The sequence below is a fragment of the Paenibacillus sp. Cedars genome (assembly GCF_003184205.1).
Lineage (GTDB): Bacteria > Bacillota > Bacilli > Paenibacillales > Paenibacillaceae > Paenibacillus_AQ > Paenibacillus_AQ glucanolyticus.
This window is the reverse complement of record NZ_CP020866.1, coordinates 1,049,950-1,070,334: the sequence shown is the minus strand read 5'-3', so window position 1 is coordinate 1,070,334 and position 20,385 is coordinate 1,049,950. Positions and strand designations below refer to the sequence as shown.

Genomic DNA, 20,385 nt, shown 5'->3' with positions numbered 1-20,385 from the left:
GTTGGGCTGGCGATACTCGGCCAATGTTTCCTGTAGTGTCCTAATTGTATGCGGGAGGGATTAGAAACGTTCTTAAATTTTGATATCATTTTACCTTGACGGTATCTTGTCCCAGCATGCCCTCCATTTCAGCAAAAAGCTCCTTCGAGGGCTTAATCCGGTAGGCATCGCTAAGTGCAAGGACCTTTTGGCTCCGCTCGTAAAATAACACCGTTGCGACAGGTCCCGGGTGCCGCTGCAGCAGCTCTTTCAGCTTCACCAGCAATTCTGATTGCTCGGCATCGGCTGTTATTTTCACAAACACGCGCTGCTCAGCCTTAGGATTCGCTGTGTCTGTACGAGAATCCTTCTCGGACGCATGGCGGTTGTTTACGGCTTCGTTTCCAGACGGGGTCGTCTCACCGCCATTCATGGTGCTCACCGGTGCCGCGGCCGGCTCTGCCGATGGCACTGCAGTGGAAACCGGCTGTGCTCCTGACGGACCCGGACCCGATCTTCCAGCCCCGCCGCTGCCTGATCCTGGTCCCCCGGCTTTGCCCCTGCCGCCGCCTGCTGCTCCACGGACCTTGCTCCGCTGGACCAGTTGACGCAGCGTCTGCGCTTCAAGCGGCGCCACTTCTTCGGCCAGCAGCTTGAAGCCTTCATCCTGCAGCTGTACCTTGGCCCGTATGGCGAGCAGGGCGCCTTTTTCAATCAGATGCGCGCTTCGTTTCCATACTTCAGGAAAGAGCACAACCTCGCAGCGCTCGATTTGGTCCTCGCATTCCATGAAGGCCATCGCTTTGCCCTGTTTGGTCGTAATCGTCTTCAGCGTAACCACCATACCGGCCACGGCAGCCATCGATTCGTCTGCCGCTTCATGAAGGTCCATTAGCCGGTCGGCCCCCGACTCCGTCAGTGTATCTTCATATCCATCCAGCGGGTGGCCGGACAGATACATACCCAGAAGCTCACGCTCGAATTCGAGCTGCTGACCTGCCGTATAAGGCGGGATGTCAGGATATTCAATGTCCCAATTGGTTGCTTCAACAAAGTCAAACAGCTGAATTTGCAGGTCGTCCCGCTCTTTACGCCACTTCACAGCTGCTTCCACCGTCTCATCCAGCATGGCCACCAGTTGGGAGCGGTGACCCGGCAAGGAATCGAAGGCCCCGGCCTGGATGAGTGACTCGATCACGCGCTTGTTGCATACGCGGAGGTCTACGCGGCGGCAAAAATCGAGCAGACTTTCAAATGGCTTCTCGCGGCGTATCTCCACGATATTCTCAACCGCCTGGGTGCCCACGTTCTTGATGGCTGCAAGCCCAAAGCGAATGCCGCCTTCGGTGAAATGATGGCTCCCTTCATCCAGGCTGCCGGATTCAGACTGGCTTACAACCGGCGTAAAATATGTCCCGCTTTCATTGACATCGGGCGGCATCACTTCAATATCGATGCGGCGAGCCTCCAGCACGTATTCTGCAACCTTCCGGTGACTCCCCATAACGGCGGTCAGCATGGAAGCCATGAATGGAACCGGATAATGTGCCTTCAGATAAGCCGTCTGGAAGGCGAGTACGCCGTAGGCGGCAGCATGCGCACGTGGAAATCCATAGTTCGCAAACCGCACAATCATATCGTACACGCGGTTAGCTTCATCCTCGCTATAGCCAAGCTTGAGGCTGCCCGAAACGAAGTGGCTGCGCTCCCGGTCCAGCACCTCGCGCTTTTTCTTCGATACCGCTCGGCGAAGCAGATCCGCCTCCCCGAGAGAGAAGCCCGCCATCGTCGAGGCAATCTGCATGATCTGCTCTTGATAGACAATGATCCCATAAGTATCGCCAAGTATTGGAATTAGATCCTCATGAGGGTACTCAGGATCTATCTGGCCGTGCTTAACCTGGATAAACCTCGGTATAAATTCCATCGGACCTGGTCGATACAAGGCGACCACGGATACGATATCCTCAAACGCCGAAGGCTTCAGATCTTTCAGCACCCGCCTTACACCTGCGGACTCAAGCTGAAATACGCCCGTGGTTTCGCCGCGCCCCAGCATTTCGTACGTGTTGCCATCGTTATCCGGTATCTGTTCGAAATCAAGCGCCCCGCCGGTCAATTCTTGAATCCATTTCAGCGTCCGCTCGATGATGGACAGCGTCCGCAGACCCAGAAAATCCATCTTAAGAAGGCCCACGCTCTCCAAATTCTCCATGGAATACTGCGTCAGCGCTGTCTTCTCGCTGCCTTCCTGCAGCGGCACCGCATCCGTCAGCAGATCGCGTGAAATAACGATACCCGCGGCATGCGTCGAAGCATGCCGCGGCATACCTTCCACTTTCATCGCCATGTCGATCAGCTCGCGCACCTTCGGTCTTGTTTCGTACTGCTCCTTCAGCTGCGGGCTTTGCTCCATCGCTTTGGCAATACTGATGCCAAGATGGTTAGGAATCAGCTTGGCCGCTTTGTCCACATCCCCGAACGGCACATTCAGCGCACGGCCGACATCGCGTACAGCCGCCCTTGCCGCCATCGTACCGAACGTGATGATCTGGGCGACATGCTCCTTCCCATACTTATCCACCACATAATCGATAACCTCATCCCGGCGCTCGTCACTGAAGTCGATATCAATATCGGGCATCGTAATCCGCTCCGGGTTCAGGAAGCGTTCAAACAACAATTTATATTTCATCGGATCAACATTTGTAATCTGAAGGGTGTAGGCGACCAAGCTTCCCGCCGACGAGCCCCTGCCGGGCCCAACTGCGATGCCCTGTCTGTGGGCGTAAGCAATAAAGTCCCATACGATCAGAAAATAGTCGCTGAAGCCCATATTCTCGATGACGCCGAGCTCATAATTCAGACGCTGCTCCAGCTCACTCCGAAGTGCCTCATCCTGCCACCGTTCCGTAATCCCGTAGCGTTCCTGCAGTCCGTTCAGGCAAAGCTCGCGCAGATATTCCGCAGCATTCTTTCCCTCGGGGAGAGAGCTGTACTCCGGCAAAATCGATTTGCCGAATTCGAGCTCCAGATTGCATTGGTCCGCAATCTTGGCTGTATTCTGTATCGCTTCCGGCACATGGGGGTACAGACGCTCCATTTCACTGCCGCTCTTGAGATACAGCTGGTTGGTCTGGATCTGCAGCCGGTCCTCGTCCTCCACCGTTTTGCCCGTACCGATACAGATCAGAACGTCTTGAACCTCGGCATCTTCCTCCGTGAGGTAATGCACATCATTGGTAGCTACGAGTGGAATACCCGTCTCACGGCTGAGGGCGATGAGCTGCGGATTGACGCGCTTCTGCTCCGGAATCCCGTGATCCTGCAGCTCCAGGTAATAGTCATCTCCGAATATCGCCTGGTAACGAAGCGCTGCTGCCTTGGCTTCCGCTTCACGTCCATGAAGCAGATGCTGCGGGACCTCGCCTCCCAGGCAAGCACTGAGGCATATGATGCCTTCATGATGGGCAGCCAGCGCCTCCATATCGATTCGGGGTCTGTAATGGTAACCCTCCAGATGCCCGATCGAACAGAGCTTCATTAAATTGCGATAGCCGACCTCATTCTTGGCGAGCAGAATCAAGTGATAGATCGGCTGATCCTTCCGGCTGCCCCGTTCCTTGCGGGAACCCGCCGTAATATAGGCTTCGCAGCCAATAATCGGTTTAATGCCCTGCGCCAGGCAGGCTTTATAGAATGGAATGGCCCCATACATCACGCCATGATCCGTCAGCGCCAGCGATTTCATTCCAAGCGCTGCCGCTTCCCGCACCAGGTCACCGATACGTGCCGCTCCATCGAGCAAACTGTATTCGCTATGCACGTGCAAATGCACGAAAGAGCTCATCGTAACGCCTTCCTTTCGCCGGTACATTTATATTTATAGTCAACCCGGGAATATCTTTAAAAGTCTTTATTCCATTTTATCATAATCATGCTAGGCCCGCCCATAGAATGAGACTAGGGAGAATGTGGACAGGCGGCTGCCGTGATATCCACCTAAGAAGAGAGGAGACATGAGGCGATGAGCATTTTTTTATCAAAAGCGATCCTGGACTTTTTTATAGCCTTCGGCATCGTCCTGGGGGGCGCTATGGTGGGAGGCGTGGGTGCCGTGCTGTCCCTGCAGCCCCCCACCCATACCATGCTGGAGGTCGCAGACCGGATCAAGATATGGGCGCTTGCTGCCGCCATCGGAGGCACCATCGATCCGATGCGCGTCATCGAGAGCAATATGCTTGGCGGCAATTTATCCCCTGCGATCAAGCAAATATTATATCTTGGCTTTGCATTTCTCGGAGCGCATATGGGCAGCGAACTCGTAAAATGGGTTTGCTCCAGCCGGAGCTAGCCTATGCGAGTGCCCCCAGCCCACCGCTTTCGCCCCTTCTATCAGGTTGCTTCCATCTTCGTGCTGGGGATGGTCGTCGGCAGCATCGTCTACAACTCGATCTACCACGCAAGCTACACTAAACTGTGGGAAACGAATCAAGCCCAGCAGCTCCAAATCACGCAGTATAAAGAAGATATCGATTCGTTAAAAAAATACAATAAACAATCTACGGTCATCAAGGAAATCAAGATCCGCAGCGAGCAAGACGCCAAAGCCCCTCTTGATCCCGTGATCAGCAAGGATATCATAAAACTCATGGGGGAAGATCTGGCAGCCCTTCGCGGCCGGAACGTGTTTGATATCGATACGGACAGCAAGCTGACCCGTTCGCTCCTCAGCGACAAAATTTACACCGTTCGCGATAAAGATTACAAAGTCCAAATCAAGACCATGCTGGTCATGGAGGGTGTGCTGCAAATCTGGATCAGCATTGACCATCTGGATGCAAAGTCAAGCATATCATGATACAATACCGTTATCGTAAATGATCGAATCGTATATGCTGTGCTGCATCGTGAGCACATAGCCGAACTAAAGGAGCCTTCCATGATAACCGTCATTCACTACGTCCTGTACATTATCCTTGTCTTGTCCGTAATTGCCGCTGCGCTGTACAGTATTCGTGCTCGCCGAGTGGCCGATCCAGCTGATCGCGGACTATATATGTCCATGATGAACATCTGCATGGGCATTATGCTGGTTTCCCTATCCCTTATCTGTATGTTTTTGTTCAGCGGCTCCACGCCGGCCGTTATTGTAGAGGCCGCGTTTATGGTGCTTGGCGCATTTAATATATTTGCCGGGCTTCGAAGCCGCACCTATTACAACAGGCTGAAGAATTCCCGGACTGCAAGCTGAGTGAATTAAGCTGAAGGGGCATCCCGTCAGGTCATAGCGACCTATGGGATGCCCCTTTATATTTCAAGCGTTTGTATTATCCATGATCGATGGCCTGCATCGTCATGACCGCTTTGGCAATCAGACTGGATTGATGCTGGATTTCGATCTCCATCTTGCAGGTGCGCCGGCTGATTTCCAGCAATTTCGGAATAATGACGATGGGATCCTCAATCTGCACGGGCCGGATGAAATAGGTCGACAGATGATCCAATACATGATCCCACCCGCTGATATCCTTGGCAGCCTTGACAGCCGCCTGACTCATCACCGTTGTGAGCACGCCTTGAGAAATCGTACCGAGATCCGTGGCCATCTGGGGAGTAATAAAGCCGTGGAAAAACAAATGCCCTTCCTCATCCCGATCCTCGGCAATGCCATTCCAGATCAGCTGGTCAAACGTCTCTCCAAGCTGAGGCTGGTTTCGGGCATCGCGAAGTGCGCCAAGCACCTCTTTTCGGGTGACGGTTGCGAGCAGCTTGCGGTTCCTATCGACAATCGGGAGAAAATCGATTCCCTCCCACATCATAATCTGTGCCGCTGAAGCGAGGGACGTCTTCAAACTTGCCGTTACCGGATTGCGGGTCATTGCTTTCTCGATCGGCTGGGATTCGGCCAATCCCTCCACATCCCGAACCCCGACGATGCCGATGACCCGGTTCCATTCATCGGTTACCGGATACCGAATCTCTCCGGTCTCCTGGATAATCCGCTTAAATTCCTGAACGGTAACAGAGTTTTTCAACTGGTGATTCTTGGGTTTATCATGAGCAATATCCTCGACCAGCATAATTTTCTTCTTAATTAAACGGTCAAAAATGGCGCGGTTAATCATGGAGGCTACCGTAAACGTATCATGTCGGGATGATATGATGGGCAGGTCCAACTGGTCTGCCAGCTGCTTCACTTCACGGCTCGTACCGAAACCGCCCGTAATCAATACTCCCGCTCCCTGCTCCAATGCCAGGAAATGCGCATCCTCCCGGTTGCCAACAATCATGAGGCTTCCCGCATCAATATACCGGATCATCGCCTCTACCTTCATGGCACCTATCACATATTTGTGCAGGCTCTTGTTCAGCCCTTCCGCACCGCCCAATACGTGCCCCTCCACAATTTCAACAACATCCGCAAACGTAAGCTGCTCCGATATGTTCCGCGGCTTGCGTTCAACGCGAACCGTGCCGATCCGTTCCTTGGTGACCACGATGCCCAGGCTTTCCGCTTCCTTCACGGCACGATAAGCGGTACCCTCGCTCACCCCCATCTCTTTGGCTAATCGGCGGACGGATATCTTGCTCCCAACCTTCAAACTTTCGATATGCTGAACCAACTGCTCGTGTTTTGTAATCGTATCATCTCGAACGTCCATCTGTTACACCCCCGGAACACTATCTGTACCATACTGTATCTATTATATCACGTCCTAACAAGCTCCCATACCCGGCCAACGCAAAAAACTCCCCTGCGGATACCGGATGGGTGCAGCCATCCAATCCGCCCTAGGGAGTTTATTTGTTCTTGTCGCGGTACTTATCGTCCCCTGCTATTAATTCGCTTCCTGGCTCTTCTGTTCTTCAGGCCATTTCAGTTCCCATTGATGCATTTTTTCCTTACGAATCTCATCAAGTGCTTTCTGTTTTGCATCATCAACACCGATAAGGTAATAGAGATGCGAGCCGATAACGAGCAGGGCAAATCCAGCCCAGACTGCACCGAACAGAGAAACCCATGAGAACCCTCCTGTGAAAGAAATGCTAGGAAGGGCGTATATCAACATGCCCAGTGCGACCAACAAATAAGACGTGTGCTTAAACTTGTTCTTCTTCTTTTTCATTGTAAACGCAGCTCCTCTACTCTCTGAAATCTATATTTCTACTCTATGAGGAGTCTGCACAATTTATGAGACAAGTTTTCGAAATTTATCCAGTTCGGCTATGCCAATGACGAATTTATTGTTGGCCTGGGCCATACAGATGCTGAAGACTATCTGAAATGATCTTGTTCACGTCTTCAATAATAACACTCAGACGGCGCTCTGCATCAAACAAACGGCGAATGTTCAGGTTCAGGCTAAGCACATCGAACTGTTTCTCCATTTTCTCCATTTCGTCCTGTGCCGGCATATCCCCCGACATCATGCGCTGCTGGAGCTCCATCTGACGCTGACGGAAATCATCCAGCATGCGTCGGCTCTCCGGATCGGCATCCACGAGTTTCATCGCATCCGTAATCTCCTGTACCTCCTGGCTTTCCTTCATCGCTTTTGCCAAATCGTGCGCTTTATCATAGATGTTCATTTTTAATTTCCTCCAATTATGTTCGGCCTCATTGCCGTATTTGTTTGCTTTGCACTCGATGAATATCCATCTATCTCCAGAGCAGGGTTAACATCGATTGGAACAATCCAATCATTCCCCCCAGCAGGACGCCCAGCCACGTAATGGCCCTGAATTCCCGCCCCGAGACGCTTAATATGACCTCTTCCAGCCGCTCAATGGGAAATTTCTGGACCTGCTCCTGAACAAGCTGTGGTAAATTAACAGCCTTCATGGCCACAGGAACGCCTCGCTCCAGGAAGCCCAGGGCTTTGTCAAGCAAGCCCGGCAGCGCCGCCTCGATGGCAGGCATCCGCGTCCCGATCACGTCGGCAACGCGAAGATTTTCGATTTGCTGAATCCACTTGGCCCAAGGAAGCTTATCATCCAATGTGCGTTCGATCCACGTCAGCCCTGGCTCGCCCGTTGCATGCTCGATGACCTCCCCAAGCGGCATATCGCCGTAATATGACAATTTTCCTGAGATGATGTCCGTAATCGTCTTACGAACCTGATCTCCCTCAAGCTGCTGGATCAGCATGGGGGTCAGCTTCTGAATCAGTTTATCCTCATCCACAAAAATCGAAGCCATTGTGCCCAAAAATCCGCCCGCCTTATCGATGAGCGAGGAAGCCACATCCGATAGCATTAGCTGGCCTTTGGCTGACAGCAGCGTGCTCCCCAGTTCCTTCAGCACCATATCAGTGGCTGCCCTGCTCCAGCCCTCGATCGTTTCTTCCGACCAACCGGGAACAAGCACCTTCAGCGGTTTGGCTCCCAGCTCATACCCATGCCATATTGCAGATGCGCCCTGGGCCGTAAGCGAGCGCGCCGATTGTTCGGCCCGAACCTTTACCTGCTCCCACTGCTCGGGACTCCATACCTTCAACGCCAAGTCTCCCAGGCTCCGTTCCGATTGGCTCCATTCCACCAGCTTCCGATGAAGGGTATCCTCCATCTTGGCCCGGAATACGGGCTTGCGGATGAGTTCCTGCAGTCCTTTGCTTGTCACCAGATAGTCCGAGACCACATGTCCCAACGACTCTGCGATTTCTTCCTTGCGCTTCGGGATCAAGCCTGGTGTAAATGGCAGGCGACGACCAAGCAGAATTTTTTCTTCGCGGGGGTGAAACAGCATTTTTATCGCAAAGTGGTTGGTGATGCCGCCGACAAAAGCAGCTACGCACACGTTCACCAAAATAAACAGCCAGTTCGGCATTTTAAGCACTCCTTTTTCCCGAGCAGTACAATCACCAAGGGATATATGTCCTCATATGATGCATTACATGCAATGATCAGATGAAGTTCTTAGTCTGTTCACTTAAGTATCCAGTTGTTGTCGGAAGGAGATCCATCATGCGCAAATCCAAGATTAAACCCAACACCAAATCCAAGATATCGGTTCAATTAGTCCGTTCAGCCCAGCTTCCGGATAACGATATCAAGCTTGGTGATCGGCTCATAAGACAGCTCCGTATCCCCACAGATTCGCCGATACAGCTTGCCTTTGGCTCCTTCAAGCAGGAAATTCAAGTCACTTCAGGAGGTAAATCGAACTCGTTGCATCTTAACCCTTCCGTATTCAGCAATTCGGGACTTCTTCCTCGAACCGTAATGAATGTCAAATATTTTCCATTAGAAAGGACTCTGAAGCTCGGTCCGCTTATCGGGGTTATGGTCAGTCGCTATCACCCGGATGAGCCAGACAAACCTTTCGGATCCATTTCAGCCTTCTGCCTGGAAATGGTAAACGCGGCCAGGAAACAAGGCGCATATGTATACTTCTTTACCCCTGACATGATCGGTTCGAACCCGTCGACACTTGAAGCGATTGCCTATGACGCGGGGTGGAAAAAGCTCAGCGTTCCAGCTCCAGACGTCATTAATAACCGGCTGTCTACCCGCAAACTGGAGAATAGTCCTAGCGTACAGCATTTTATGAGAGAAGTAAAATCACGATTCGGCACCCACATCTTCAATGAGAAATTTCTCGATAAATCCGATGTTTTTGAAGCACTCGGACCTGATGCGAAACTTCAAAAGTATTTGCCTGAATCCTATTTACTGAGCGGTTATCCAACCCTCAAAAAAATGTGTGCCGCTTATCGGACGGTGTTTCTAAAACCGGTACGTGGAAGTCTGGGAAAAGGAATCATCCGGATATCCCGCCAAGAGAACGGCCATTATCAGACGATGACCACCTCTCTTGAAGGAATCAAGAAAAATACCTACTCCTCGCTTCCAAAGCTGTTCAGCAGCTTATCAGGAAAAATCAAGAAAACGCGTTATCAAATTCAGCAAGGATTGGATTTGATCCGCATCAACCGGCGAAACGTCGATTTTCGCGTGCTTGTTCATAAAAACAAAAACGGCAAATGGTCGGTGACTTCTGTCGTAGCCCGAATCGCCGGCGGAAATCACTTTGTGTCCAATCTTGCCAGAGGCGGTACGCTCTCTGCCGTCAAGGATGCGCTTGCGATGAGTGGAATTCCGTTAACCTCCAAACAAACAGCGCCTGCTCGAATGAACCAGATCGCACTGGACATCGCTCATGGATTGGAGGCTGCCATTCCATATCATTTCGGTGAGCTCGGCATTGACTTGGCGATTGATACGTCAGGACGCATATGGCTCCTTGAAGTCAATTCCAAGCCTTCCAAAGGTGAAAATGCACCGCTGAATGCCGACTCCAAAGTTAGACCTTCAGCCGTACGCCTCGTTCAATATTGTCAATTCTTGACGGGTCTTTAAAAAAAGGAGAACCTTATGTCCTTAAACATGATAGGCACCCTGGGTGTCATGGTATGCCGCAGACCAGGTTCCCCTCCCTTTGCCGAGAAGGAATTTCTTCGTGAATTAAGCTTGAGGGGCAGGAAGCTCGGAATGCAGGTATTTGTTTTTTGCCCGGACGATGCTTTTGCTGCTGACGATGCAGGAAGCAGTTCAGACAGAATCAAAGGGTATTGTTACGGCCCGGATCAACAGTGGAGTTCCGGCAGCTTTCCACTGCCTGATATCATCTATGACCGAGGTCTGCATCGAAACGGCGAGGAAACCGCCGCCGCAAGCGAATCTCTAAACCGCATGTTACAACGAGGTTCCAGACTATGGTCGCGCGGTTTGCCAGGCAAACAAAAAGTACATCAATTATTGAAGCATTCAGCCGCCTTAAGACCTTATCTTCCTGCAACCTTAAGTTATACGGGAGACGAATCACTGAACCGGGCTTTGCTGGCTTTTGGCAGCGGCATTTTTATGAAGCCAAGCGGAGGCTCTCAGGGTCGTCACACGCTGTGCATCTCCTGGATAGATGAGCTGCATGTCAAATTGCAAGGGAGAGATCGGAGCAATCGCATGTTCGAGCAGACCATTCCCTTGGAGAAGATGAACGACTGGGTGCGGAGATTTACCGGCAGACGCCGATTTATCATTCAACCCTTCCTGAAGCTTCATAACCGTAACGGGGAGCCGTACGATATCCGGTCGCTGGTCCAGAAGAATGATCGCGGCTTATGGTCCATTACAGGAATTGCAGTAAGGCAAGGAGCTGTCCAGGGGTTGACCTCTAACCTTCATGGAGGCGGTACGGCTTACCCCGCCCTTCCATATCTAACCTCCGATTTCGGGGAAGAGAAGGCCTTGAAGATCATTCAGACCATCCGGGAATTGTCCGCCCAGCTTCCTTCACTGCTGGAAGAAGGGTTCGGCCGTCTTGGGGAACTGGGAATCGATTTCGGCGTGGATATGAGCGGGCGAGTATGGATTCTGGAGGTCAATTCCAAACCTGGCCGACGCGCATTTACACTAACGGGAGATGGTGACGCAGCCCGGCTGTCCGTCGAACATCCGATTCAATACGCCCGTTATTTATTGCTTCGACAACTTAGGAGGGTAAATACATGAGTTTGAATTTCGGAAATATTCATTTCTCGCAGCAGCCCGAAAAAGTCGTCTTTTTATCCGGTTCGCTGCTTCGGAGCCTGGGACTAACAAGCAGGAAATCCATTCAGCTTCGCATCGGCACCAATGCCGTGTCCGCTTCTGTGAAACCGATAGAGCGGTCGGGGAAACATATCTATTTAAGCAACGGCGTCCGAAACAGCATCAATGTCCCCAGACAAGGACCCGTCTATATTCATTCCCCCCGTGACGGAGAAATCGAACTCGGGCCCGTTGTTGGCGTTCTGTCCGATGGACCACATAATCCATCCAGCCCGTTCGGCGCCAGGACTTCGTATATCAAGCAGCTGCTTCGTGAGGGCAATAAGAAGATGTTTGTATATGCCTTCGCCCCGCGGGATATCAACTGGCAGCGTGAAACCGTGCAGGCCTATATGCTCGGCTCTAACGGCGGCTTTGTGCGCAAAACCGTTCCGCTTCCTGACGTCGTCTATAACCGCCTGCCCAGCCGGAAAACCGACTTCTCCCCGTTCACCAATCAGCTCAGAGACCGGTTTGGCAAACGCAATATCAAATTCTTCAATTGGGCATTCTTCAATAAATCGGATGTGTATTCACAGCTGGACGGCGACGTGCAGGCAGGAAGATATTTACCAGAAACCTATAACAATCCAAGTCCCGAGCGGATCAAGGATATGATGGAACGCCATAGCTTTGTCTACTATAAGCCCTCAGCCGGAAGTTTAGGACTCGGCATCTACCGGCTGACCTACCTCCCCAAAAAAGGATACTATGCGCGATATCACGGAAACGGTGGTAACACACTGCTGAAATTCCCGAACTTTAACAGCATGATGCGGATGCTTCAGGCCAAACACGGCTCCAAGCTGAAGAATTATGTCATCCAGCAGGGAATTCGGCTTATTGAAATTGACGGCTGCCCCATCGACTTCAGATTCCATATGCATAAGAACAGCAAGAACCGCTGGTCGGTGGTCGGTATCGGTGCCAAAAAAGCCGGCCGGGGCAGCGTAACAACGCATATCAAGAACGGCGGCTCCTTAATGACACCGGAGCAGGCGCTCTCCCGTGCCTTCGGCTCCAGGTCGCGTGATGTGCTGGAGCGCGCCAAGGACGCCGCCATTGCGATGTCCGAAGCCATCGAGAATCATCATCCGCATCTGCTGGGAGAAATCGGGTTCGATATCGGCATTGATGATAACGAGAGAATATGGATGTTTGAAGCGAATTCGAAGCCCGGCAGATCGATCTTCAGCCATCCTTTGCTCAAAGGGGAAGGAAAAGCATCGGTCGAGCATATTTTTGAGCACAGCATGTATCTGAGTGGCTTCCACAGGGGGAATGATTCGTGATCAGCCGAGTGGAGAGTGATGGAAGACCGGTTGTAGCTATTCTGACCATGCATGATTCGTATTCCATGTTCAGGGGCAACCGGCAGAACTTTCAGGAAATCATCAAGACGGGAAAAGATATGGGCTTTATGGTCTATGTAGTAACCGTGCGTGATCTGAAACTAAACTCGGGTACGGTCAAGGGCTATACACTGCAGAGCGACAATTCCTGGGAGCAGAGGCTCTGTCCTCTGCCCCAGGTTATATACAACCGGATTCCATACCGGGAGGATGAATCCCTCCCCTGGGTCCGCCGCAAAATCAAGGAATGCCAAAAGCACCCCCACATCGATATTTACAATCCGCACTTCTTCAATAAATGGCAGCTCTTCTCGTGGCTGAACAAATCACGCTTAACTAAAAAATGGGCTCCTCTAACGAAGCGTATGAAAGGCTTCCCCACTTTATACGAGATGATTAAACGGAAGCCTTACCTTTATCTGAAACCCGAGGATGGAAAAGCCGGGCAAGGCATCATGAGAGTGCGGTATCAGAGGAACAACTCCCTTCCTTACCGCATTCAAATTCAGAACAACAAGAACAGCACGACTTATAAAGCGGCGTCTCTGGAACGGCTCTGGAATCGCGTCTATCAGGAAACCAAAGGGAGCTCTTACTTGATCCAGCAGGGAATCGAGCTGGCCCAGGTCCATGGACGCGCTTTTGACCTTCGAATTCTTGTGCAAAAGAATGAGTTTGGTGCGTGGTCCGTCACTGGCATCGGCGCTCGCATGGCAGGTGCCAAGAGCATAACCACACATGTTCCCCGCGGAGGAACCATTGAGGATCCCGAGAAATTGCTTCCAATCGTGTTCGGTCAGGAGCGCTCTGAGGCCATTCTTAGTGAAGTTAGAAAAGCAGCCGTGCACATGGCCCGGCAGATTGAGAAAAGCTCCGGCCATACGCATGGTGAAATGTCGATGGATCTTGGAATTGACAGCGAAGGCGTCCTCTGGTTTTTCGAAGCCAACTCGAGACCGATGAAATTTGACGAACCGGCCATCCGTAAAAAGTCACTTGAGCGGATTTTTCAATATTCCGACTATCTGATCAATCAACGATAGGACGTTGCCTCGCCTCGAAACCGAGCCTTAGGGATTATAGGAAAGGAGGGGATCCTGTGGAAATCTCATGTCTCTCTCTCTCAAGTCCGGATGAATGGCCGCATGCACGACAGCAGTGCAGCGACTTTCTCCGGCGGTATAGCAGCAAGCGTCTAACCCGTGAAGGTTATCAGCGTCTGGCTTCGCTATCCTACGATGAATTGATGCAGCCCGGTACTTCTATTATAGCGGCTACAGTTCGAAGCGATATCGGCCGCATACCTGTGGGAATTTGCTATGCGGCGGACTATGGCGAAGGTGCCTGTATGATTGCGGTGCACCCGCTATACCGCAACCGGCATATCGGCTCTTCCCTGATCCGCTCACAATTGTCCAGACTTGGTCGGCTGCGCTGCAAAGTAGCTGCCGATCATTCAGCCAGTTTGCAAATGTGCTTCCATGCAGGCTTACAAGCTATCGCCCTTGAGCAGGGTCCAACAGGCAAGCCAACGCTCATTATGAGCGGAACCCTGCCCTTAAACCAATACCAGAGTTCTTCAGCGCCTAATGCTGACTCTATTCAAGAAGGTGACCTTCTGTGTCAAAGCCCATCTTAGGTATCATGACGCTTTACTTGGATGATCGAAAAAAGCTGGAAGAACGGCATATCTACGAGCATATGATCAGGGAAGGTAAAGCGATGGGGATGGACGTTTATGTCTTCACCCCTGCCGATGTCAACAGCTCACAAGGTCTGATCAACGCCATGGAGTACGATCCTGACAACAACAAATGGAGCCGAAATTGGCGTTCGTTTCCCCATATGATCTTTGACCGCTGCCGAATTCAAAAGAGCGCCCGATTTCAACAACTGCTGCGCTTTCGTTCCCGCTACCGGTATTTACTCTTTCTGAACAGACCCTTGCGCAATAAATGGACGATTCATCAAATATTATCCACCAAGAAACGATTCCGGCCCCATTTGCCGGATACCCGGATCGTGACGAGCACCAGCGATATCCACCGGATGCTGAATGTTCATCCCACCGTCTACTTTAAGCCGATTAACGGAACGGGCGGACGCGGAATTCTGAGGATAAACAAAGTGGAAGGTGTCGCAGGTACCTATGAAGTCCAGGGACGCAATGCCAACCGCAACATTATTAAACCAAAACGCATGCCTTCAGGCCATCTGGCCCAATACCTCTCAGGCTGGGGCAATAAAGATAGATACCTGGTTCAGGAAGGAATACAGCTGGAACTGCCGGATGGCAGAGTGCATGATTACCGGATGCTCGTACAGAAAAATGGAACCGGCCGTTGGCAAGTGACGGGCTGCGTAGGACGCGTTGGAGCACCCAAAAGCGTCACCTCCAATCTGCATGGCGGCGGACGTGCAACAAGGATGGAAGAACTGCTGAGCAAATGGATTGCGGATCCGGCAAGGCGTGCCAGCATCCGCGAGGAAGCCGACGCTCTCGGCGTGGATGTCGCTAAGTTTCTTGATGAACAGTACGGGGGCTTGTGCGAACTCGCCCTGGATTTGGCCGTTGATAAATCCGGGAGAATCCTCATTATCGAGGTTAATCCGAAGCCATCGCGGGAAGTCTTCTCGCAAATCGGCGATATGACGGCTTACAGGGAATCCATGGTAAGGCCTCTAGAGTATGCAATGTGGGTATACAGTCAAAAAAAATCCGCAAAAAATGCTTAATCGAAGCTTACGAATGCCGTATCTCAGAATTCAGAAGAACACACAAAGGCTGTTCCCAAGTTGGTTCCTACCCTTGGGAACAGCCTTTGTGACTCCTATCTATCTATTCCGCTTGATCATGAAGCTTCAACAGCTGTGAAAAAGAATGAATGACAACGTCCGAACCCTTCAGCTCCTGCTCCCCGCCAAAGCCAGCGTACTGACATCCAATGACGGTCTGTCCATTCTCTTTGCCTGCCTCCACATCCGACGACCGGTCACCTACCATCCAGGCATTCTGGATATTATGCTGATCCAGCAGTAACCGTACCAGATCTACCTTCGAAGCCGTTCCATGCTCTCCAGCACTGTAGACTCCGTCAAAGAGCGACATGATTCCTCTCGCATCAGCAATGCCCTTAACGTAATGCTCCAGACCGTTGCTGGCAACAAACAAACGGACACCGCGCTGATGAAGCTCCTCTAACGTTTCCTTCACCTCAGGATACAATATGCCTGTTTTATTGTTCAATCCCTCAAGCTCCAGCTGCAGCAGCAGCTCATCTGCCCTGCGATGGGCAGCAGGCGTTCCATTCGGTATGACCTTCTTCCAGATGTCATCGAGCAGCATTCCCAAACATCCAAGCATCAGCTCCTCATCCGGTGTTTCCCCTTGATAATGCCCCTCTTCACGCAAAATGTCGAACAGTTTGTGATAGGCAGGCAGCAGCAAGGTTTCCGTCTGAAACAGCGTTCCATCCATGTCAAATATCATTGCTTCCGGCTTGATCAAAGTTGCTGTGTTTTCCAATTTGGTCCTTCCCTTCGCTCCGTATAATCTGATTTTAGTCTAATCTCCCCTCATCATATAGGAACCATATCACAACTGCAAACCCCAATTCCTATATACTTTTGGACTTCAGCCTATAAAGTATGCGTAACCAGGGGAGCTTAATCGTTGTTATAAAGATAGTGAGTTAATGTGAAAGGATGATCGACGTGCCGGGAACTCAGGAATCCGCCGCTGCGCAGCAAATCGAGCAACTGGAAGCCGAACTGGCGACAGAGCTCAATCGATATAATTCAGACGAACAGGCTGCCATTCTTAAGCGAATAGTCAGCCGTCTAAAAAGAGAGAGGTATGTCCGCAGCCCCATCGTGATTGTTAAGGAGATGATCAGAACGCCGCTGGTGTGGCTCCTCATGGCGATGGGAATCACGATCCCTCTGCTATTCTATATTCTGATTGTCTGGGTATCGCTGGCCGTTGAAAGGTAATCTTCGACCTGGTTACTTCGGACACGTGCGCCAGATGAACAGCGTAGCTGCGCACAATACCGACTGCCACCGTTAGACGGCGCCATCCCGGCAGGTACTTACTGACTGAATCACTAGGCAAAGGCAACCGCCGAAGCTCCATCATATACAGGACAGTCTGGCAGATATTAGCCTGGCCTTATTTGTTCATTGCGTAAGCAAAAAGCAAATCGGACAGAGTCATTGTCGATTATTTTCCTCCGTCAGCCAGTCCAGCCTGTGTCTAAACTAGGCGAACGTACATAGACTGGGATATATTTGATTTTGCCGATGAAGGAGCCAGAAAACCATGAATCATGCAAAAGCGAAAGCCAAACCCAAGCACATCCCCTTAAAAAAACTTCCCCCGCTCGCCCGGATCCAGGAGTTTCCCACTGTGCGCATTCATCACGCATCTTCTTCTACGAGTCAAGCAAACGCCCCCGCTGCCCAACAAGTGAGTGCCGCATACAACGAATGCATCGATCGGGCTTTTCGGATTCCAATCTTTTTGAGCACGGCCAATTCGTTGAACAACGTGCAGCAGCAATTTTTCAATCGGCTGGTTTTGGAAATTGAGGACGCTTTGTTATTTCCACGCACCCTGCCGCAGAGCGAGCAGTATCCCGAGACGGTGCTGACCAACATCCGTCGTCTGGTCATCTCCAGCTACGGTATGCTGGCTATCAACTTCCGAAGATTTTTTGTGCAGATCCTGGAAGCTAACGTCGGGCAGCCGCCAACAACCACGCCGTTTTGGCAGGGCTCTACCTTTTCACAGATCGAACCGTCGATGGCTTTCCAATTTGGCCTTCCGATCTTGTTGGTCAGGGAACGGGGGACCGATACCACCAATGGGATCTGGGCAGGCGGCATCACGCCGCTGAACATTTTCGTGGAATGGGACTCCGACAATCAGACCGTGGATGAATTTTTTGGCAGCGTGCAGTGGAGAGAGGTCTTTGCCAACTGGACTGCGGAGGTTAGGGGCAACTACTACCTCCGAACGGAACCTCAGTTCAGCCTGCAGATGCAGTAAGATACATAAAGTCCCACCGGCAGGCTGCCGGTGGGACTTTATGTATTCCCTATTTAAAAAACCTTCTTTGTCGCCCGATCATCCTTAATAATCTCTACCGCCTCCCGGAAACGGATGGCATGAATGATTTCACGTTCCCGTAAAAATTTAAGACCGTCCTGCAAATCCACATCATCCGTCATATCGATCAACCACTGGTATGTAGCACGCGCTTTCTCTTCTGCGGCAATGTCCTCATACAAATCCGCGATAGGATCGCCTTTGGCCTGTATATAGGCTGCCGTCCATGGTACACCTCCGGCATTCTCATAATACAGCGCATGGTCGTGATTCACGTAGTGAGCACCGAGTCCTGCAGCTTCCATCTCCGACACCGTTGCATCCTTCGTTAATTTAAATACCATGGTGGCAATCATCTCAAGATGTGCGAATTCTTCAGTCCCGATATCATTAAGCAGCCCAATGACCTTGTCAGGAATGGTATATCGCTGATTCAGGTAGCGGAGCGCTGCCGCCAGCTCGCCATCGGCACCTCCGTACTGCTCAATCAAGAACTTCGCCATTCTTGGATCACATTTACTTACACGGACCGGATATTGAAGCTTCTTTTCATATACCCACATGGGCTCTTCCGCCTCCTTGTTCTCGCTTTTCCTAATCTTGAGGGCTGCATGCCGTTCGTGAAGGAAGTTGCAGCCCGAGTGACGGCACCATTAAACCTGCCAAGGCCAGGGGCCTTGAGCCCATTCAAAGGGATATTTAGAAAATGCACGGCCAAAATTTTGCAGGGGTCCATACAGCTCTTGAAATTGCTTCGCAAGTACCGTTCTTTCCTGTGTCAGCTTGTTAAACTGCTCAATACTCTTCAGGTCATCCGGATGAGTATCCAAAAACAGATTCAGCTCCACCAGGACAAAATCCAATGCCTGCAGCTGCTCCAGCAATTCGTAATACTTCAGATCACCAACCTGGGGTTTGGCTTCATTCACGCCGCTCACTCTCCTTTAAATTTTCGCGAGGTATACGGACTATATAAGGATGGCCACAACGTTCCGTATCTCAACGCTTCGGCAGGGCTGAATTGTGGCAGTCCAGCCGGTTGAAATACGATATACTGGTTAACAGGGACAACGTACGATCTGTAGAGTTTGGGAGGGCAAGGATCAAACGGGGAATGAAAAACCGGGTAGACACGTACCTCTGGATTCTCCTTCAAGGGTATTCCTCCTTATGTTTTACTATCCGTAATATCAAGGACTCTTCGTAATTAACATATGTCCTTCGCCCAGAAAATGAACTCCAAATTGACAAAAAAACCCTCATCCCTGGAATATTTCCGGGAAAAGGGTTCTTTTCAAGTTGTCCTTAAAATTTAATTTTGATTTGGAACAAGCCTGCTTTGCGCATCGCTGAGTAGATAATGACGACTAATGGACCGATAAAAAATCCGATGACGCCAACCAGCTTAAATCCGACATACATGCTGACCAGAGCAGGTAATGCGCCTATACCAACAGCATCACCGATGACCTTCGGTTCCAATACACGGCGGATCACCGTAATCAGAATGAACAGGAAGATCAAGCCGAGCCCTGTGAAAACATCACCTGTTGCAAGCAGATACACCGACCATGGCACCAATACGGACCCTACACCCAGAATCGGAAGAATGTCGACAATCGTAACAAGCAGAGCGATTGCCAGCGGGTAGTTAATCCCTAATATCAGCAAGCCCAGCAGTGTGATCACATATGTAAACAGACTGAGTATCAGCTGTGCCCGTAAAAATCCGAAAATTGATTTTTTCAGGCTGAGCAGCACTTCATTCACCTGCGACTGCGATGTCTCATCAAACAGGGAGAGCACTCTTTCTCGCATCGTATCCAGACTGAAGGCAAATAAGTACACGGCCACGCAGAACACGATGAAGGTTACAAACAGGTTAGGCAATGTTTTGGCAAAGGACAGGAATGTCGATGATACCGAATTGACAAGCGACTGCACATAGGAAGAAATATTCGACATAAACTCGGTCAGACTGTCTGCAAGTCCCGGCGAAATGCCGTTCAGCATGTCTTGAGCTTGTATAATCGTATGCTGAAGGAATTCGTTAGCCCCTTCAAAATATTGCGGAGCCCGGCTCCAGTACTCAACCAGCTGGTTAAACACCTGCAGGCCGATTAAATAGGCTAACAGCAGCAGCAAGAGAAGGAACAGTGTGCTTGTAGCGGTGGCCGCCGCGATCCGATTGAGCCGCAGCCTTTTCATTAAGAGCCGATTTAACGGCTCCAGTGCAATAGCAATGACAATGGCCAACAAGAAGGGAGCTCCCACCGTAAACATTCCGTACAGCAAGAAGAGCCCCAGGCCGATAAATATCAGCTGCTTAATCGACATAATCCACTTCCTAAC

General features: G+C 51.0%; 21 protein-coding genes. 11 read left to right on the top strand and 10 right to left on the bottom strand.

The window, feature by feature from the left end; genetic code table 11:
• Window positions 1-85: 85 nt before the first annotated feature.
• The gene (locus tag B9D94_RS06640) at window positions 86-3,829 is read right to left on the bottom strand and encodes a DNA polymerase III subunit alpha (protein ID WP_148246666.1); all 3,744 of its coding nucleotides are present in this window, start codon (window positions 3,827-3,829) and stop codon (window positions 86-88) included.
• Window positions 3,830-4,006: 177 nt separating this feature from the next.
• Between B9D94_RS06640 and B9D94_RS06635 the strand changes: the two genes are divergently transcribed.
• The 3 genes from B9D94_RS06635 to B9D94_RS06625 all read left to right on the top strand — a co-directional run bounded on the left by B9D94_RS06635 (window position 4,007) and on the right by B9D94_RS06625 (window position 5,233).
• A complete protein-coding gene (locus B9D94_RS06635) occupies window positions 4,007-4,333 on the top strand; it encodes a YtrH family sporulation protein (RefSeq protein ID WP_006212048.1) in 327 nt (108 codons plus the stop codon).
• Between the two features lie 3 nt (window positions 4,334-4,336).
• Window positions 4,337-4,840 carry a sporulation membrane protein YtrI gene (locus tag B9D94_RS06630; protein WP_036643308.1) on the top strand — a complete coding sequence of 168 codons (504 nt, stop codon included), beginning with the start codon at window positions 4,337-4,339 and terminating at the stop codon, window positions 4,838-4,840.
• 81 nt (window positions 4,841-4,921) lie between these two features.
• Window positions 4,922-5,233, top strand: coding sequence for a YtpI family protein (locus B9D94_RS06625; RefSeq protein WP_148246665.1), 312 nt, complete (start codon window positions 4,922-4,924; stop codon window positions 5,231-5,233).
• A gap of 76 nt (window positions 5,234-5,309) precedes the next feature.
• On the opposite strand, the gene B9D94_RS06620 is transcribed toward B9D94_RS06625, so the two are convergent.
• The 4 genes from B9D94_RS06620 to B9D94_RS06605 form a co-directional block, all read right to left on the bottom strand.
• Window positions 5,310-6,644 (bottom strand): DRTGG domain-containing protein, encoded by a 1,335-nt coding sequence (locus B9D94_RS06620; protein ID WP_006212051.1) that lies wholly within the window; start codon window positions 6,642-6,644, stop codon window positions 5,310-5,312.
• 177 nt (window positions 6,645-6,821) lie between these two features.
• Window positions 6,822-7,109 carry a hypothetical protein gene (locus B9D94_RS06615; protein ID WP_148246664.1) on the bottom strand — a complete coding sequence of 96 codons (288 nt, stop codon included), beginning with the start codon at window positions 7,107-7,109 and terminating at the stop codon, window positions 6,822-6,824.
• A gap of 115 nt (window positions 7,110-7,224) precedes the next feature.
• Window positions 7,225-7,572, bottom strand: a complete 348-nt coding sequence (locus tag B9D94_RS06610; protein ID WP_006212053.1) for a YlbF/YmcA family competence regulator — start codon at window positions 7,570-7,572, stop codon at window positions 7,225-7,227.
• Between the two features lie 70 nt (window positions 7,573-7,642).
• The gene (locus tag B9D94_RS06605; protein ID WP_148246663.1) at window positions 7,643-8,809 is read right to left on the bottom strand and encodes a DUF445 domain-containing protein; all 1,167 of its coding nucleotides are present in this window, start codon (window positions 8,807-8,809) and stop codon (window positions 7,643-7,645) included.
• Window positions 8,810-8,946: 137 nt separating this feature from the next.
• On the opposite strand from B9D94_RS06605, the gene B9D94_RS06600 reads away from it, so the two are divergent.
• The 6 genes from B9D94_RS06600 to B9D94_RS06575 are packed head-to-tail and all read left to right on the top strand — an operon-like array spanning window position 8,947 to window position 15,659.
• Entirely contained in the window at window positions 8,947-10,341 is a 1,395-nt protein-coding gene (locus B9D94_RS06600; protein ID WP_006212055.1) for a YheC/YheD family endospore coat-associated protein, read from the top strand.
• Between the two features lie 15 nt (window positions 10,342-10,356).
• On the top strand, window positions 10,357-11,493 hold the full coding sequence (locus tag B9D94_RS06595) for a YheC/YheD family endospore coat-associated protein (protein WP_148246662.1): 1,137 nt from the start codon (window positions 10,357-10,359) through the stop codon (window positions 11,491-11,493).
• Window positions 11,490-12,863, top strand: coding sequence for a YheC/YheD family endospore coat-associated protein (locus B9D94_RS06590; protein ID WP_006212057.1), 1,374 nt, complete (start codon window positions 11,490-11,492; stop codon window positions 12,861-12,863). Before B9D94_RS06595 ends, B9D94_RS06590 begins: the two co-directional genes overlap by 4 nt.
• Window positions 12,860-13,966 carry a YheC/YheD family endospore coat-associated protein gene (locus tag B9D94_RS06585; RefSeq protein ID WP_036643312.1) on the top strand — a complete coding sequence of 369 codons (1,107 nt, stop codon included), beginning with the start codon at window positions 12,860-12,862 and terminating at the stop codon, window positions 13,964-13,966. The genes B9D94_RS06590 and B9D94_RS06585 overlap by 4 nt, the downstream gene beginning before the upstream one ends.
• Before the next feature lie 56 nt (window positions 13,967-14,022).
• Window positions 14,023-14,562 carry a GNAT family N-acetyltransferase gene (locus tag B9D94_RS06580; RefSeq protein ID WP_148246661.1) on the top strand — a complete coding sequence of 180 codons (540 nt, stop codon included), beginning with the start codon at window positions 14,023-14,025 and terminating at the stop codon, window positions 14,560-14,562.
• The gene (locus B9D94_RS06575) at window positions 14,544-15,659 is read left to right on the top strand and encodes a YheC/YheD family endospore coat-associated protein (protein ID WP_063480368.1); all 1,116 of its coding nucleotides are present in this window, start codon (window positions 14,544-14,546) and stop codon (window positions 15,657-15,659) included. The genes B9D94_RS06580 and B9D94_RS06575 overlap by 19 nt, the downstream gene beginning before the upstream one ends.
• A 103-nt stretch (window positions 15,660-15,762) precedes the next feature.
• Here B9D94_RS06575 and B9D94_RS06570 read toward each other — a convergent pair whose 3' ends face one another.
• Window positions 15,763-16,449: an HAD family hydrolase gene (locus tag B9D94_RS06570; protein WP_006212061.1), complete on the bottom strand. Its 687-nt coding sequence runs from the start codon at window positions 16,447-16,449 to the stop codon at window positions 15,763-15,765.
• A gap of 179 nt (window positions 16,450-16,628) precedes the next feature.
• Between B9D94_RS06570 and B9D94_RS06565 the strand changes: the two genes are divergently transcribed.
• Entirely contained in the window at window positions 16,629-16,916 is a 288-nt protein-coding gene (locus B9D94_RS06565) for a hypothetical protein (protein ID WP_172963912.1), read from the top strand.
• 415 nt (window positions 16,917-17,331) lie between these two features.
• The gene (locus B9D94_RS06560) at window positions 17,332-17,973 is read left to right on the top strand and encodes a hypothetical protein (protein ID WP_231888237.1); all 642 of its coding nucleotides are present in this window, start codon (window positions 17,332-17,334) and stop codon (window positions 17,971-17,973) included.
• Window positions 17,974-18,026: 53 nt separating this feature from the next.
• On the opposite strand, the gene B9D94_RS06555 is transcribed toward B9D94_RS06560, so the two are convergent.
• The 4 genes from B9D94_RS06555 to ytvI form a co-directional block, all read right to left on the bottom strand.
• Entirely contained in the window at window positions 18,027-18,596 is a 570-nt protein-coding gene (locus B9D94_RS06555) for a manganese catalase family protein (RefSeq protein WP_006212065.1), read from the bottom strand.
• A 90-nt stretch (window positions 18,597-18,686) separates the two neighbouring features.
• Window positions 18,687-18,962 carry a spore coat protein CotJB gene (locus B9D94_RS06550; protein ID WP_006212066.1) on the bottom strand — a complete coding sequence of 92 codons (276 nt, stop codon included), beginning with the start codon at window positions 18,960-18,962 and terminating at the stop codon, window positions 18,687-18,689.
• Between the two features lie 5 nt (window positions 18,963-18,967).
• A complete protein-coding gene (locus B9D94_RS06545) occupies window positions 18,968-19,189 on the bottom strand; it encodes a spore coat associated protein CotJA (protein ID WP_006212067.1) in 222 nt (73 codons plus the stop codon).
• Window positions 19,190-19,338: 149 nt separating this feature from the next.
• Window positions 19,339-20,370: a sporulation integral membrane protein YtvI gene (gene ytvI / locus B9D94_RS06540; RefSeq protein ID WP_006212068.1), complete on the bottom strand. Its 1,032-nt coding sequence runs from the start codon at window positions 20,368-20,370 to the stop codon at window positions 19,339-19,341.
• Window positions 20,371-20,385 lie beyond the last annotated feature (15 nt).